The organism is Streptococcus sp. 27098_8_70, assembly GCF_041432215.1.
Taxonomy (GTDB): domain Bacteria; phylum Bacillota; class Bacilli; order Lactobacillales; family Streptococcaceae; genus Streptococcus; species Streptococcus oralis_CP.
Genome location: NZ_JAPVZD010000002.1, coordinates 154,900 through 168,176 on the forward strand (window position 1 = coordinate 154,900; position 13,277 = coordinate 168,176).

At 42.3% G+C, this 13,277-nt stretch carries 14 protein-coding genes; 2 read left to right on the plus strand and 12 right to left on the minus strand.

Annotated elements, in window-relative coordinates; genetic code table 11:
* The 8 genes from O3655_RS06400 to O3655_RS06435 form a co-directional block, all read right to left on the minus strand.
* Complete coding sequence (locus O3655_RS06400) at nt 1-663, minus strand: thiamine diphosphokinase (RefSeq protein ID WP_042903153.1); 663 nt, start codon at nt 661-663, stop codon at nt 1-3.
* Complete coding sequence (rpe, locus tag O3655_RS06405; protein WP_042903152.1) at nt 626-1,282, minus strand: ribulose-phosphate 3-epimerase; 657 nt, start codon at nt 1,280-1,282, stop codon at nt 626-628. Before rpe ends, O3655_RS06400 begins: the two co-directional genes overlap by 38 nt.
* Before the next feature lie 10 nt (nt 1,283-1,292).
* A complete protein-coding gene (gene rsgA, locus O3655_RS06410; protein ID WP_308697412.1) occupies nt 1,293-2,171 on the minus strand; it encodes a ribosome small subunit-dependent GTPase A in 879 nt (292 codons plus the stop codon).
* Between the two features lies 1 nt (nt 2,172).
* A complete protein-coding gene (rsmA, locus tag O3655_RS06415) occupies nt 2,173-3,045 on the minus strand; it encodes a 16S rRNA (adenine(1518)-N(6)/adenine(1519)-N(6))-dimethyltransferase RsmA (protein ID WP_308697411.1) in 873 nt (290 codons plus the stop codon).
* A gap of 12 nt (nt 3,046-3,057) precedes the next feature.
* On the minus strand, nt 3,058-3,864 hold the full coding sequence (locus O3655_RS06420) for a dimethyladenosine transferase (RefSeq protein ID WP_084944899.1): 807 nt from the start codon (nt 3,862-3,864) through the stop codon (nt 3,058-3,060).
* 326 nt (nt 3,865-4,190) lie between these two features.
* Nucleotides 4,191-5,045 (minus strand): SDR family NAD(P)-dependent oxidoreductase, encoded by an 855-nt coding sequence (locus tag O3655_RS06425; protein WP_371641243.1) that lies wholly within the window; start codon nt 5,043-5,045, stop codon nt 4,191-4,193.
* An 11-nt stretch (nt 5,046-5,056) separates the two neighbouring features.
* Nucleotides 5,057-5,620, minus strand: coding sequence for a ribonuclease M5 (gene rnmV / locus O3655_RS06430; protein WP_371641244.1), 564 nt, complete (start codon nt 5,618-5,620; stop codon nt 5,057-5,059).
* The gene (locus O3655_RS06435; RefSeq protein ID WP_371641254.1) at nt 5,620-6,393 is read right to left on the minus strand and encodes a TatD family hydrolase; all 774 of its coding nucleotides are present in this window, start codon (nt 6,391-6,393) and stop codon (nt 5,620-5,622) included. Before O3655_RS06435 ends, rnmV begins: the two co-directional genes overlap by 1 nt.
* 151 nt (nt 6,394-6,544) lie before the next feature.
* On the opposite strand from O3655_RS06435, the gene O3655_RS06440 reads away from it, so the two are divergent.
* The gene (locus O3655_RS06440) at nt 6,545-8,389 is read left to right on the plus strand and encodes an APC family permease (protein WP_044020181.1); all 1,845 of its coding nucleotides are present in this window, start codon (nt 6,545-6,547) and stop codon (nt 8,387-8,389) included.
* 181 nt (nt 8,390-8,570) lie between these two features.
* Here O3655_RS06440 and rpmH read toward each other — a convergent pair whose 3' ends face one another.
* The 3 genes from rpmH to O3655_RS06455 all read right to left on the minus strand — a co-directional run bounded on the left by rpmH (nt 8,571) and on the right by O3655_RS06455 (nt 10,507).
* The gene (gene rpmH / locus O3655_RS06445; RefSeq protein ID WP_000831905.1) at nt 8,571-8,705 is read right to left on the minus strand and encodes a 50S ribosomal protein L34; all 135 of its coding nucleotides are present in this window, start codon (nt 8,703-8,705) and stop codon (nt 8,571-8,573) included.
* Between the two features lie 144 nt (nt 8,706-8,849).
* Complete coding sequence (locus tag O3655_RS06450; protein WP_371641245.1) at nt 8,850-10,064, minus strand: pyridoxal phosphate-dependent aminotransferase; 1,215 nt, start codon at nt 10,062-10,064, stop codon at nt 8,850-8,852.
* Between the two features lie 143 nt (nt 10,065-10,207).
* Nucleotides 10,208-10,507 carry a hypothetical protein gene (locus O3655_RS06455; protein WP_000651415.1) on the minus strand — a complete coding sequence of 100 codons (300 nt, stop codon included), beginning with the start codon at nt 10,505-10,507 and terminating at the stop codon, nt 10,208-10,210.
* A 167-nt stretch (nt 10,508-10,674) separates the two neighbouring features.
* Between O3655_RS06455 and O3655_RS06460 the strand changes: the two genes are divergently transcribed.
* A complete protein-coding gene (locus O3655_RS06460; RefSeq protein ID WP_000079161.1) occupies nt 10,675-11,127 on the plus strand; it encodes a universal stress protein in 453 nt (150 codons plus the stop codon).
* Nucleotides 11,128-11,248: 121 nt separating this feature from the next.
* On the opposite strand, the gene O3655_RS06465 is transcribed toward O3655_RS06460, so the two are convergent.
* Nucleotides 11,249-13,225 carry a CAP domain-containing protein gene (locus tag O3655_RS06465; protein WP_371641246.1) on the minus strand — a complete coding sequence of 659 codons (1,977 nt, stop codon included), beginning with the start codon at nt 13,223-13,225 and terminating at the stop codon, nt 11,249-11,251.
* Between the last annotated feature and the right edge of the window lie 52 nt (nt 13,226-13,277).

Sequence of the window (13,277 nt, forward strand, 5' to 3'; positions counted from 1 at the left end):
CTACCTCCTGTCCTTGCTATGCAGCACGACGACATAGCCATCTGGGCAAGTTACCGAAACTTCCCTATCTATATATTCGTTAGAAGCGTACACTTTTTTAAAGAAAAAATTTTCCTCTGTCAATTCGTACTTGGCACCAAGAATAGTCAGCTGGCTATCCCGAACTGGCATAAAGGCTAGATAATCGTAGTCTGAACGGGGCTCTAGTTGACTGGTTCCTTCTGGACAATAGGCAATCAAGTTTTGCCCATCCTCAATCGCTATCTGGCGCATATAGGGTGCCAACTTGGGATTGCTAGGCAGAAAAACATTGGTCAGCATGTGGTCAATACGACCACCAAGAGCACCGAATATAGTGACTTGAGCCCGAGGATTTTGCTCAAAGATGGTTAAGAGAGCCAATTCCAGATCCGTATCATCCTTTTCTGGCTGGGCTTGAACAAAGCACAGGGCTTGATTTTGAATCAACTGACGTTCCTCTTCAGTGACAGAATCAAAATCTCCAACTGCTAGAGCGAGAGGCAGGTCTTCTTCCAAGACCCAGAGCGATCCTCGATCCACACCGACAAAGCAGTCAAAATCCGTCCGGTAGTGACCTCGGTCTCCGCCTGCAAAAACGGCAACTCTAGTCCAGTTGTTTTCTGAGAGTTTGTACTCGCTCATTGACATCTCCCTTAAAGACATAAGACCCTGCTACAAAAACTGTAGCACCAGCTTCTTTAGCTTGAGAAATGGTTTGATCATCAATCCCACCATCGACTTCGATCTCAAAGTTCAAACCTTTTTCCTCACGAAGGGCAACCAACTCACGAACCTTGTCCATGGTTTCAGGCAGAAAAGTTTGCCCACCAAATCCAGGATTCACTGTCATGACCAAGACTTGGTCAACTAGGTGAAGAACGTGCTTGATTGCCTCCACAGGCGTACCAGGGTTAATGACAACAGAAGGTTTGACACCAAGAGAACGAATTTTTTGAAGAGCCCCATGGATATGAGGCGTTGCTTCGACATGAATGCTGATGATATCTGCACCTGCACGCGCAAAGTCCTCTAAATGATGCTCTGGATTAGCGACCATCAAGTGGCAGTCAAAGACCATCTTGCTATGGGGGCGAAGAGCTTCAACCACACCGGCACCAAAACTGATTTGTGGTACAAAGTGACCATCCATAATATCGATATGGGCATATTCAGCCCCAGTTGCTTCTAGACGTTTAATTTCTCGTTCAAAGTTGGCATAATCTGCTGCCAGAATTGACGGAGCAATCTTGTATTGAGACATAGGTTTCTCCTTATTTTGGAATTTTTTTGCTGACTTTTTTATAGGTTTCTCTGCGATTTTCAATTTCACTAAGGAATTGCAGGTAGTTGTCAAAACGGAAGGTTGCAATAGCGCCTTCTTCTACAGCCGGCTTAACCGCACAAGACGGCTCATGGGTATGGGTACAAGTACGGAACTTGCAGTCTCGACTAACACTGGCAATCTCTGGAAAGGCCTGATTGAGGTCTTCAGCCGTTGACACTTCATAATCCAGTGATGAAAAGCCTGGTGTGTCCGCAATTTTACCCCCATTGAGGTTGTAAAAACTAACAGCTCGAGTGGTATGGCGACCACGTCCAAGACTGTCTGAGACTTCTCCTGTTTCAAGATTGAGGTCCGGTGCGATTTTATTGAGGAGGGTTGATTTTCCCACACCTGTCTGCCCCATAAAGACCGTCACTTTTCCTGTCAACAGAGGTAAGAGCTCTTCCTTACTGGTCACAAAGTCATAACCAATAGTACGATAGGTCTGCTCGTAAAAATCCAGTTCTCCCCTATCCTCCAGCAAGTCCATTTTGGAAATATAGACGATAGGATGGATGCCCTTGTGTTCCAGAAGAACCAAGAACCGATCCAACAAGTTGCTGTTGAAGTCCGGTTCCTTGACGGACATGATCACCACAGCTTGGTCAATATTGACAATAGGCGGACGGACCAGGCTATTTTTCCGTTCGTGAATTTTGAGGATATAACCTTCGGAATTTTCCTCTGCAGAGAAATCTACCCAGTCCCCAACGTAGGGCGTGTGGCCTTTTTTACGGAAATTCCCACGCGCGCGCGTCTGATAGACTTGGCCATCACTCTCTACATAGTAGAAGCCTGCCAAGGCTTTAATAATTTGTCCTTGCATCTTAGAGCCCTTGTCCTTTAAGCGCATCTGCTAGGCTAGCAAATTCTTCTAAGCTGAGAGCTTCACCACGCACAGATGGAGATAAGCCTGCCTGGTCCAAGGCCTTGGTCAGCTTATCCTTGACTTCTTCGGTCTTGCCAAAGTAACCTGTCAAATTGTTCCACAAGGTCTTGCGACGATGGGTGAAACTAGCCTTGGAAACCTTAAAGAAAAAATATTCATCTTTCACTGCTACGGCTGGCTCTGGGCGGCGCACCATTTTTAAAATGGCTGAGTCCACGTTTGGGGCTGGCACAAAGACCGTACGAGGCACGATGAAGGCAACCTTGGCTGTCATATAATACTGCACAGCAATAGACAAACTACCATAAGCCTTGGTATTTGGCTGTGCTGAGATACGGTCCGCCACTTCTTTTTGCATCATGACGACAAACTCACTAAAGGGAATGCCACTCTCGATCAAGTGCATGAGAATAGGAGTCGTAATGTAGTAAGGCAAGTTGGCTACTACCTTGATTGGCAGGTCGGGATTTTTGAAATTCTGGATATGCTGGGCCAAGTCAACTTTGAGAATGTCCTCGTTGACTACTGTCACATTGTCAAAATCACGCAGGGTATCTGCTAAAATCGGTACCAAACGGTGGTCAATCTCAAAGGCCATAACCTCTGCCGCACGCTCAGCCAAAAACTCCGTCAAAGCACCAATTCCTGGCCCAATCTCGATGACATTAACCTGGTCATCAATTTCAGCCGTATCCACGATTTTTTGAAGGATATTGGTATCGGTCAAGAAATTTTGCCCGAAGGACTTTTTAAAGGTAAAACCGTGACGCTCCAGCACTGCCTTGGTCACGCTATAATCTGCAATTCTCATTTATTCTCTTTTCTATTTGTTAGCTAAAAACAATCTATAAACCCAAATAATTACCAGCACCAAGAGAAACCAAAATCTCAAAGGTATATGGTACTCGTCATCTTTAGATTCGGCACCAGTCTCATCAAGCACTTGCTCATCTTCTTTGCGTGGTGCTAGCTTATTTTCTTGGCCTTGCACTTGCTCATCTTCTTTACGTGTTGCTTGCTCGTCTTCTTGATGTTGTTCTTGGTTCTCTTCTTGACCCTGTGCTTGTTTTTCTTCTTGGTCTTGTTCTTGATTATCTTTTGGGCCTTGCATTTTCTTCAACTCATCTTGGTATGCAACCGAGTCTAGAATATTATCTTCTGGCAATAATTTTGAGGCATAATAATCAGGAAATCCCATAGCAGACCAAATTACGTTCTTTTCTGTTAAAGAAAAATCCAATTCTTGGGGTTGATTTTCCTGAATGGCTCGGATATTTTTTATAAGCTTACGCGAAGCTGTAGTCAACCCATCCATATCAGCAACTTCTAAAATATCAAACCCTAGCATGTCACCTGCTTTGACATTTGCAAGAATATAGCGAACAAAATCATCATATAGTTGCAAGGTCTGAGGAGCGTTCTTTTCTAAAAAGGAGCGGTTTTGGGTGGCCTTTTTCTGGAATTTTTCAATAGGAAGTAAGATATTAAATTTCTTCCATAGAATATTAGGCATTCGCACATCTTTTTCATCCCAAAATAATTGCCAAAAATAAGGAATGGTGTAAACTCCCTCCGTTAAAATACGTACATCTTTCCCGTTTTTTAAATAAATATAGCTTCTGTTTGCCATATCGTTTCCTTTCACCATTTTTATGAAGACTTTACCTTCCGTCAAAGTCATTCCAAACAGGGCCAACTGTTTAGATCGCCTCTTGATGTCAAAAAATCAATGCATATTGTTTTAATTTTCATTCATTATCTTTTAAGAAAATCATTTATTCTCTTTAATTACTACCTCTATTGTAACACATTCCCCTGGTATTTTGGGAGTGCTTAGCTATTATCATAACTTTCCATCACTTCTTCCACTTCGGCCAAGGTCACTCCAAACAGAGTTAAATATCTGAATTTCTTTCCACTATTGAAGCAGTCCATGAAATTTATTTTTCTCATCCTTTATGGATTGTCTCTTGAGAAAGTCAGGTGCTCAAGCAAAGAATAGAGTTTTTCTTGCTCCTCTTCTTCGTAAGCAGGTGTATTTGCTTTTACTTCCCTACATTTCTCGTCATACAAAAACCCGTCATATCCATCTTCTGTAGATAAGGCTGTGTAGACTTTGGCCATTTCTTCAGGGCTAATTGAAAATCTTGACTTGATTTTATACAAATTTTTCATAAAAGTGCTGAGGTGATCATAGCGACGCATATCAACTTTGACATTGGTCACACGGATTGCCTGAACCTTGACACCTTTCCAATGTTTCCGCATATAATGCGACAGCATCAACAAGGCCAGTTTATTCTGATAATAGGTCTTAGCAGGACTATAATGTTTTTGACCAGCTAAATTTTCAAAATCAAGCTTCATGAAGGGATAAAGCATCAGCCCTTGGGAAGAAATATTAATAATCCGACCACTTTCTGACTTTTCTAACAAGCCCCTCAACAAGGTAGAAAGTAAAAAGGGAGCAACCACATTGGTCGCAAATTGCTTTTCTAATCCCTCCCTAGTCAGGATTGGCTTTTTGACCGATAAGTCAAAATCAGCCGCATTGTTCATTAAAACATCTAAAGTCTCTTCTCTTTGGATATACTGTTCTACCGCTTCCTTGACACTTTCCATCTCAGATAAATCAACCAAGATATAATCTACATGTGGATTTCCTGTCTGCTGACGAATTTCCTCACAAGCTTGCTCAACCGCTTCTTTCCGTCTACAAAAGAGAGTTACCGACCAGCCATTTTCAGCCAACTGTTTAGCAGACTGGTAGCCAATACCACTATTGCCACCCGTAATAATCACTTTTTTCATTTCTGACTCCGTTAGTCTGAATACTTAGCCATCACTTCTTCCACTTCTGCCAAGGTTATTCCAAATAACTCTAAGCGCTTGAGGAGTTGTTTTCCATTGGAATAACCGATGCGGAGCTGTTCGCCTAGATACTCTCGGCGTCTACGGCTGTCTGCTCCCGCTAGGAAACCTAGGCGAATCAAGTCAGCACGACTGATGTCAAACTCGTTCTCGTTTTCAAATTGCTCTGTCACCTGAGCCAGCGCTGTTTTTAGGTCTTCATAGCTGGCGTGTTCGATTCCCAGAGAACGTCCCTTGGACTTGGATTTGGGAACAGCCTCATCTCGCTTGAGAAAGGCATGCTGGACTGTTGGAATGGCCGTCATAATCATGCGACGAATGCGTTCCCCATTAAAATCTGGATCTGTAAAGACAATGACTCCATGCAGTTCATGCAGGCGCTGAATGCGTTCTATATCCTGGTCATTTATTGCGGAACCTCGTGTTTCGTAGGTCTCTACGTCAAAGTAACGTTTGAGATTGGCCGTATCATCGCGACCTTCGACCACGATGACTTGGGAAATTTTTTCTTTCATTACTTGCTATCCAATCCAAAGATACGCTCTGCATTTGCAGTTGTTATAGCTGCTAATTCCTCGGTCGTCATCCCACGCAAGTCGGCGATAAAGTCCACCACGTATCGTGTGTAGGCTGTTTTGTTTCCACGGCCACGTTTAGGAACAGGAGCCAGATAGGGCGCATCCGTTTCTACCAAAATCTTGTCTAACGGAAGTTCTCTAGCAGCCTCTTGGATATCCGTCGCTTTCTTAAAGGTCACTACACCTGAGAAAGAAATGGTCATGCCAAGCTCGACAAACTTCTCAGCCCACTCCAAAGAACCTGAGAATGAGTGCATGATGCCACCACGAGGACCAACGCCCTCGCTCTTGATAATCTCATAAGTATCTTCTAGCGCATCACGGGTATGGACCACAAAAGGCAAATTCAAATCCTTAGACAACTGAATCTGACGGCGAAAAACCTGCTCCTGCACTTCCTTAGGTGCTGTCATCCAATGGTAGTCCAGACCAATCTCCCCCAAGGCAACGACCTTGGGATGTTTTAGTTTTTCAAGCAAGTAAGCTTCGACCTCGTCTGTGTAAGTCCCTGCTTCCGTCGGATGCCAGCCAATAGTTGCGTAGAGTTGCTCATACTCATCTGTCAATTCTAGGGCTCGCTCAATGGTCGGTGTATCAAAACCAACAATATTCATCTGTGTCACACCCATCTCAGCAGCCAAGGCGATTTCTTCTGCCTCACGTCCTGCAAATTCTTCTACATTTAAATGTGTGTGCGTATCAAAAATCATCTTTTCTAACCTCATTTTCTTCCATCTATTATACCAAAAATAGCATCCCCCGGCTTGTAAAAATATTCTAATACCGATCATTCTCCCTTGACTGCATTTTTTCAAAGCAGTATAATAACACTTATTGAAATTTTCAGCAAAGGAAAAGAAAATGTTTAGAAAATTAAAATATACCTTTATCGGTCGACCACTCAAGTCTCTCACAGACGGCGAAGGGGGATTACTTGGAAAAATGCAGGCACTTGCAATGTTATCCAGTGATGCCCTGTCTTCTATTGCCTATGGACCTGAACAAGTCATTCTCGTTTTAGTCAGTCTCTCTCCTCTCGCTATTTGGTGGAGCCTCCCTATCGGTATTTTTGTCCTCTTACTCCTCGCTAGTTTGACCATTTCCTATCGTCAAATCATCCACGCCTATCCTCAAGGTGGAGGAGCTTATATGGTCACTCGGGAAAATCTTTCCCCTGAACTGGGCTTGATTGCAGGGGGCAGCCTCCTTGTTGACTATATGCTGACAGTAGCCGTATCCGTTGCTTCTGGAGCTGATGCTATTACTGCAGCCATCCCTGCCCTCCATCCCTATAATCTTCATATCTCTATTTTCCTAGTCTGCCTGCTCATGCTCTTGAATTTAAGAGGATTGAAAGAATCTGCCAGCTCTCTGATGATTCCCGTCTACCTCTTTATCTTCAGTACCGTCTTTCTCTTGCTTTATGGGTTCTTTCAACTATTCACAGGTTCCCTAAACTATCAGGCGACTTCAACCATTGGACAAACTGTTCCGAGCCTTTCCATCGTTCTCCTATTGAGAGCCTTTACCAGTGGCTCTGCCTCTCTGACAGGGGTTGAGGCTATTTCAAATGCGGTACCATTTTTCAAAACTCCGAAAGAAAAGAATGCTGCTCAAACCTTGACCATCATGTCCTTGATTTTAGGATTTCTTTTTGCAGGCATTACCTTCCTAAACTACTGGATGGGTATCACTCCTCAAAATGGAGAAACCATCCTCTCGCAAATGGCCAAGGGTATTCTTGGTGATTCATTCTTTGGTCATGCTAGCTACTATCTCTTCCAGTTCTCAACAGCCTTGATTCTAGCTGTAGCTGCAAATACTGGCTTTTCAGCCTTCCCTATGCTGGCATACAATATGGCTAAAAACAAGTACATGCCCCATCTCTTTATGGAAAAAGGGGATCGCCTTGGCTACTCCAACGGTATCTTAACTCTGGCTTTTGGAGCTATGATCCTTCTTCTCATTTTTAATGGGAATACTGAACGCTTGATTCCTCTTTATACTATCGGGGTCTTCGTTCCCTTTGCCCTCTCTCAGACTGGGATGATTCGCCATTGGAAAAAGGAAAAAGGAGCAAACTTCTTAAAACCTGCCTTTGCTAATATCCTTGGGGCCATCATTTGTTATGCTATCGTTCTCATTTTACTCCTCTTCAGACTGGGTGATATCTGGCCATTCTTCCCAATTATCCTAGTCTTAACCTTCCTCTTTTTGTCCATTCACAGCCATTACCAAAAAGTGGCAAAACAACTGCGACTCTACGAAGGAATTGAAAAGCGCACTTATGACGGCAATCTTGTCCTTGTCCTAGTAGGAAATGTTACTCGAGTAAGTGTTGGAGCCATTAACTACGCTCAAAGTATCGGTGACGAAGTGTTAGCCATGCACATTTCTACTAAAGAAACGGCAGAAAAAGACCAAGAAATTCTTCAGGAATTTGCCGATTACTTTCCAAGTATCACTCTGAAGAATATCAATACTAGCTACCGCGACATCATCACCCCTAGCGTTAAGTATGTCAAACGAATCGCCCAAGAAGCTAAGCAAAAAAACTACACTGTTACAGTCCTTGTCCCACAGTTTATCCCTAACAAGCCTTGGCAAAATATCCTGCACAATCAAATGAGCCTTAAACTAAAATACGCTCTCAGATGGCATGAAGACGTCGTTATCGCTAGCTACTCTTATCACTTAAAAGAATAAACAAAAACTCAAAATCAGTAACTTATATCTGGTTTTGAGTTTTTTGTATGTGACCTTTTAAACGAGCCCTCCATGAGTTTCATCTAAAATGACCGATTTCGTGGACAGTTCACTATGTAGGATAAAAAGAAAAGCCAGTAGACTCGAGTTCCTACTGACTTCTTTGTTGAATTCGTTTGGATTAAGCAGCCAAAACTTTGCGTCCTTTACGACGACGAGCTGCCAATACGCGACGACCGTTTTTAGTTGACATACGGTTACGGAATCCGTGTTTGCGCGCACGACGAAGTTTACTTGGTTGATAAGTACGTTTCACGATGAATACCTCCTCATAGATTTTGTATTCGTTTAGCCGGCTATAAAGTGATCAGTTACTAAACATACTTTACTATTCTATCTGATTCTTATCTATTTGTCAATAGCTCTAAGGAAATGTTTCCTGCTTTTCCCTATGAAAGCCTTATCTACGATACTGACTCAAGAAACGTGTCATCTTTTCTTGGATTTGCGCTAATTCGTCCACACGAGGAAGGTAAACGATACGGAAATGGTCTGGTTCCTTCCAGTTAAAACCACGACCATGAACCAAGAGAACCTTTTCCTGCTTCAAGAAATCAAGAACGAACTGTTCATCATCATCGATGCGGTACATATTGCGGTCAATTTTAGGGAAGATATAAAGACCCGCCTTTGGCTTGACCGCAGACAAACCTGGAATATCTTGGATGGCATTGTAAATGAAGTTTCTTTGCTCGTAAATCCGTCCACCAGGAAGGAGCAATTCATCCACTGACTGGTGCCCACCTAGTGAAGTTTGTACGACTTGCTGGGCCAAAACGTTAGAGCAAAGACGCATATTGGACAGCATATTGAGACCTTCGATATAGCCCTTGACATGGTGCTTAGGACCAGACAAGACCATCCATCCTACACGGAAACCAGCGATACGGTGAGATTTTGACAAACCATTCATGCTGACACAGAAAACATCAGGTGCCAAGCTTGCCACAGGCGTATGCACATGCCCATCCATCACCATGCGATCATAAATTTCATCCGCAAAGATGATCAAATCGTTTTGACGAGCAATCTCAATAATCTCCAACAAGAGTTCCTTAGGATAAAGGGCTCCAGTTGGATTATTTGGATTGATAAGGACGATTGCCTTAGTGTTGGAAGTAATTTTTGACTTGATATCGTCAATATCAGGGTACCATTCTGCAGCTTCATCACAGATATAGTGAACGGCATTTCCCCCAGCTAGGCTGACCGCGGCTGTCCAGAGAGGATAGTCTGGCATAGGCACCAAGACCTCATCGCCATTATCCAAAAGCCCTTGCATGGACATAACAATCAGCTCACTGACACCATTTCCAAGGTAGATATCATCAATGTCCACATCGGGAAATTTCTTCAGTTGGCAATACTGCATGATGGCCTTGCGGGCCGAGAAGATCCCTTTGGAGTCAGAATACCCTTCACTATCACGCGCATTCATAATCAAATCATGAATGACTTCATCAGGTGCTGTAAAACCAAACTCAGCAGGATTCCCTGTATTTAGACGCAAAATCTTTTCACCATTTGCGCGCATCCGCATGGCTTCTTCCAAAACCGGACCACGAATATCATAAGCCACATGCTCTAACTTACTAGACTTGTTAAATTCTTTCATCTTTTTTCCTCAATTCATCAGGATAGTAACATTATACCACTAGAAAGGGATTGCGACAAGTTTCCTGAAATGAGCAAGCAAAGAAAAAACTCACAACGACTAGGTTTTCACCGTCTAAACAACTAGAATACAGAAGCATTTTCTCACATACCAAAAGACAAACCTAGAAAGATCAGCGCTAAAAAGGAATCATACAAAAGATTAAACATGAGAAAGAGCCCCCACGTGACTAAATAGTCCAAGCGACCACTTCTCTTTGCAATCACAAATAAAATGATGTGGTAGACTAGGTGAAAGAGAAGAAATCCAACAAAACCTGGATAGAGAACGGGCACAACTCTTTCCAGTTGCCAAAGCATCACTACTTCACCTACAAGTGACGCAAGGATAATTCCATGATAAAGAAAACTTATTTTTTTAAAAGTCTGAACAAAATCTTTCATACTTTCTCATCCCCTTTACTGTGTTTCCTACTAGCTCGTTTTCTTTTATTTTAACATATCTCCACCAAATCGAATCTCCGATAATATTTATTTAAATATGATTTTTACTTTACTTCTTTAGTGAAAAGGGTTACAATAACAGTAAGAAAATTTCAGGAGGTTTCATTATGGCACAACGTTACCAAAATGTTATGGTCGCAATTGATGGTTCTAAAGAAGCGGACTTGGCTTTCGTCAAAGGTGTTTACACTGCTCTACGCAACGAATCCAAGCTCACCATTGCTCATGTTATCGACACACGCGCTCTTCAAAGCGTGTCTACCTTTGATGCTGAAGTTTACGAAGAACTCCAAGTCGATGCTGAAAGTCTGATGAAGGAGTACGAAAAGCGTGCAAGAGATGCTGGTGTGACCGATATTCACATCGTCATCGAAATGGGAAATCCAAAAACCCTCCTTGCCCGTACTATTCCAGACGCAGAAAATGTCGACCTGATTCTCGTTGGTGCAACAGGGCTCAATGCCTTTGAACGCCTCTTGGTTGGCTCTTCATCTGAGTACATTCTCCGCCATGCAAAAGTCGATTTACTGGTCGTGAGAGAAAGAGAAAAAACATTGTAAACATTAAAAAAGGGAGCCTTGAGCTCCTTTTTGTTTGTCCTGATTGGGTCAGAAAAAGGCTTTAAACAATAGTTTAAAGCCTCAATCTTATTTAGAAAGTAGTCAATCTCAAAAGATTGAATTATTTGTAACTGTATGCCCAGTAGTATACACCGTTTCCATCAACTACTGCTGCTACAGCTCCTTCAGTGACATTCGGATCGAGAAGCAAGTCTCTCAAACCACTGTTTGCCCATTTCTTAACGACAACAGCAGCATCTTCATCACGACGTCCCACAAAGCCTGTACTATCGTATTGACGTGAAATTTCATTTACTTTTGGAAGTGCTTGATTTTGATAAATGTCTTCAGACCAAGTCAATTCTTTCAATCCTTGAGCTTTACGCTCTTCATTGATTTTAGCGAAAGCTTCTTTCGCTTTTGAAACATAGTCATAGTTTGTATCGTTTGTTGCTTCAACACGGTAAACAAACTTCACATAGCCAAATTCTACATCACTGTATTTCTTGTCTTCGACACCACTCTTGAGATTTGCAATCAAGACATAGTCCTTAGCGTATGGGTTTTCTTTCGTCTTCTCAAAGATTTCTGGATCTTCGATTTCCCACTCAACTTTAGCATCCCAACCAGAGTTATCAAGGAACTTAGGATTCATTTTTTCGATGACATAGTTTTTGAACTCTTCAACATTCTTGAATGGCAATGCTTGACCTGCTTTAGCAGTCGTTACCAAGTTAGTTGAGTAAAGTTTCACGCTTGAGTTCTTGTCACTGTACATGTACTCGTCATCAGCAGTGTTTTCGTGAAGTTTTGGATCACGAGCTGGATCGTTTGGATCAGTCATCCCTTGAAGTTTCCATTTTCCTCCAAGCCACTTCCAGTATGCTGAGTAACCTGTACGCTCTGAGTTAGATGGTACATAGTAGTAATGTGCACTACCGTCGAAGTAGTAGTTTTTATCATTCTTGAGGACTGCATCACCTGGTTTACCTGGTGGGTAAACCAATTTTGGAGTTTGTCCATTTGGTGCCCAAGCCAAGTGTTCCAATCCTTCAGCTGGTTTTTCAACATAATCAGGGATTTGGTTTTCACTTGGTTCATCAGTCGTTACCAAACCTGGTGTTGTTGGGATAGCTGGAGTTGCTGGTGTTTCTGGTTTTGGTTCTGCTGGCGTTTCTGTTGATGGCTTGAATGGATCAAATTCACTATCAGCACCATTAATTGGTGGATTTTCTGGTAGGTCAACACTTGGAGTTGCTGGTTGTTCTGGTTTTGGCTCAGCTGGTGTTGTTGGCTCTTCAGGTTTATCACTAGGAGCTGGTGTTGGAGTCTCTGGTTCTGCTGGCGTTGGAGCAGGAACTTCAGGTTGGCTTGGTTGTGCTGGCTCAACCGGAGTTGTTGGTTGTGCTGGTTTTGGTTCAGCAGGTGTTGCCGGTTGTGCTGGTGTTGTATCAGCAGAATCTTTCACCAATACCCACTTACCATTTTGGTAGTAGTAATAATCACCATTGTCCAATACATAGTAATGGTAACCATTTTCATAACGATAGTGTGGGTCGTTTTCCAAGTTGTTAGTAGATGAGTTGTTATTACTATTGTTTGTCAAAGGTTTCCACTGACCGTTACGATAAATACGGTAGCTACCGTCGTTCATACGGTAGTAGTGATTGCCATTCCAGTAAATATAGTTTTCATCGCTAGCAAGGTTGTTGTAATTATTCCAATAGTTATAACCATAGTAGTTGCTACTGTTGTCATAGCCATAGTAGTTACTCCAATTATTGTAACCGTAGTTGTAACTTGGGTAATAGCTACCATATCCATAGTTATAGCTTGGGTAATAACTGTTGTAGCCATAGTTATAGCTTGGGTAATAACTGTTGTAGCCATAACTTCTTACAGTATAGTTTGATGTGCGACTACGATTTGCAGTAGTACGGTTAGAAGTACGATTGCTTGAACGGCGGCTAGTTCTTGTATAGTAACTATTATTTCCATTCCAATTGTAAGCAGCGTGAGCTTCACTTGGTGCAAAAGTTGGAAGCATTGTTACAGCTGTTAAAACAGAAGCTGTCAAATAGGTATATTTTTTCTTCATTTCAACCTCTTAATTCTTTAATTTTTAAACTTGAAAATTAAAATAATAAAAA

Bases quoted from the DNA above. Each gene is read 5' to 3' on its own strand.
- O3655_RS06450 (WP_371641245.1), bottom strand. From the start codon at position 10,064: ATGAAAGAATTTAACAAGTCTAGTAAGTTAGAGCATGTGGCTTATGAT.
- O3655_RS06465 (WP_371641246.1), bottom strand. From the start codon at position 13,225: ATGAAGAAAAAATATACCTATTTGACAGCTTCTGTTTTAACAGCTGTA.
- O3655_RS06400 (WP_042903153.1), bottom strand. From the start codon at position 663: ATGAGCGAGTACAAACTCTCAGAAAACAACTGGACTAGAGTTGCCGTT.
- O3655_RS06440 (WP_044020181.1), top strand. From the start codon at position 6,545: ATGTTTAGAAAATTAAAATATACCTTTATCGGTCGACCACTCAAGTCT.
- O3655_RS06420 (WP_084944899.1), bottom strand. From the start codon at position 3,864: ATGGCAAACAGAAGCTATATTTATTTAAAAAACGGGAAAGATGTACGT.
- O3655_RS06435 (WP_371641254.1), bottom strand. From the start codon at position 6,393: ATGATTTTTGATACGCACACACATTTAAATGTAGAAGAATTTGCAGGA.
- O3655_RS06455 (WP_000651415.1), bottom strand. From the start codon at position 10,507: ATGAAAGATTTTGTTCAGACTTTTAAAAAAATAAGTTTTCTTTATCAT.
- rsmA (WP_308697411.1), bottom strand. From the start codon at position 3,045: ATGAGAATTGCAGATTATAGCGTGACCAAGGCAGTGCTGGAGCGTCAC.
- O3655_RS06460 (WP_000079161.1), top strand. From the start codon at position 10,675: ATGGCACAACGTTACCAAAATGTTATGGTCGCAATTGATGGTTCTAAA.
- O3655_RS06425 (WP_371641243.1), bottom strand. From the start codon at position 5,045: ATGAAAAAAGTGATTATTACGGGTGGCAATAGTGGTATTGGCTACCAG.
- rpe (WP_042903152.1), bottom strand. From the start codon at position 1,282: ATGTCTCAATACAAGATTGCTCCGTCAATTCTGGCAGCAGATTATGCC.
- rnmV (WP_371641244.1), bottom strand. From the start codon at position 5,620: ATGAAAGAAAAAATTTCCCAAGTCATCGTGGTCGAAGGTCGCGATGAT.
- rsgA (WP_308697412.1), bottom strand. From the start codon at position 2,171: ATGCAAGGACAAATTATTAAAGCCTTGGCAGGCTTCTACTATGTAGAG.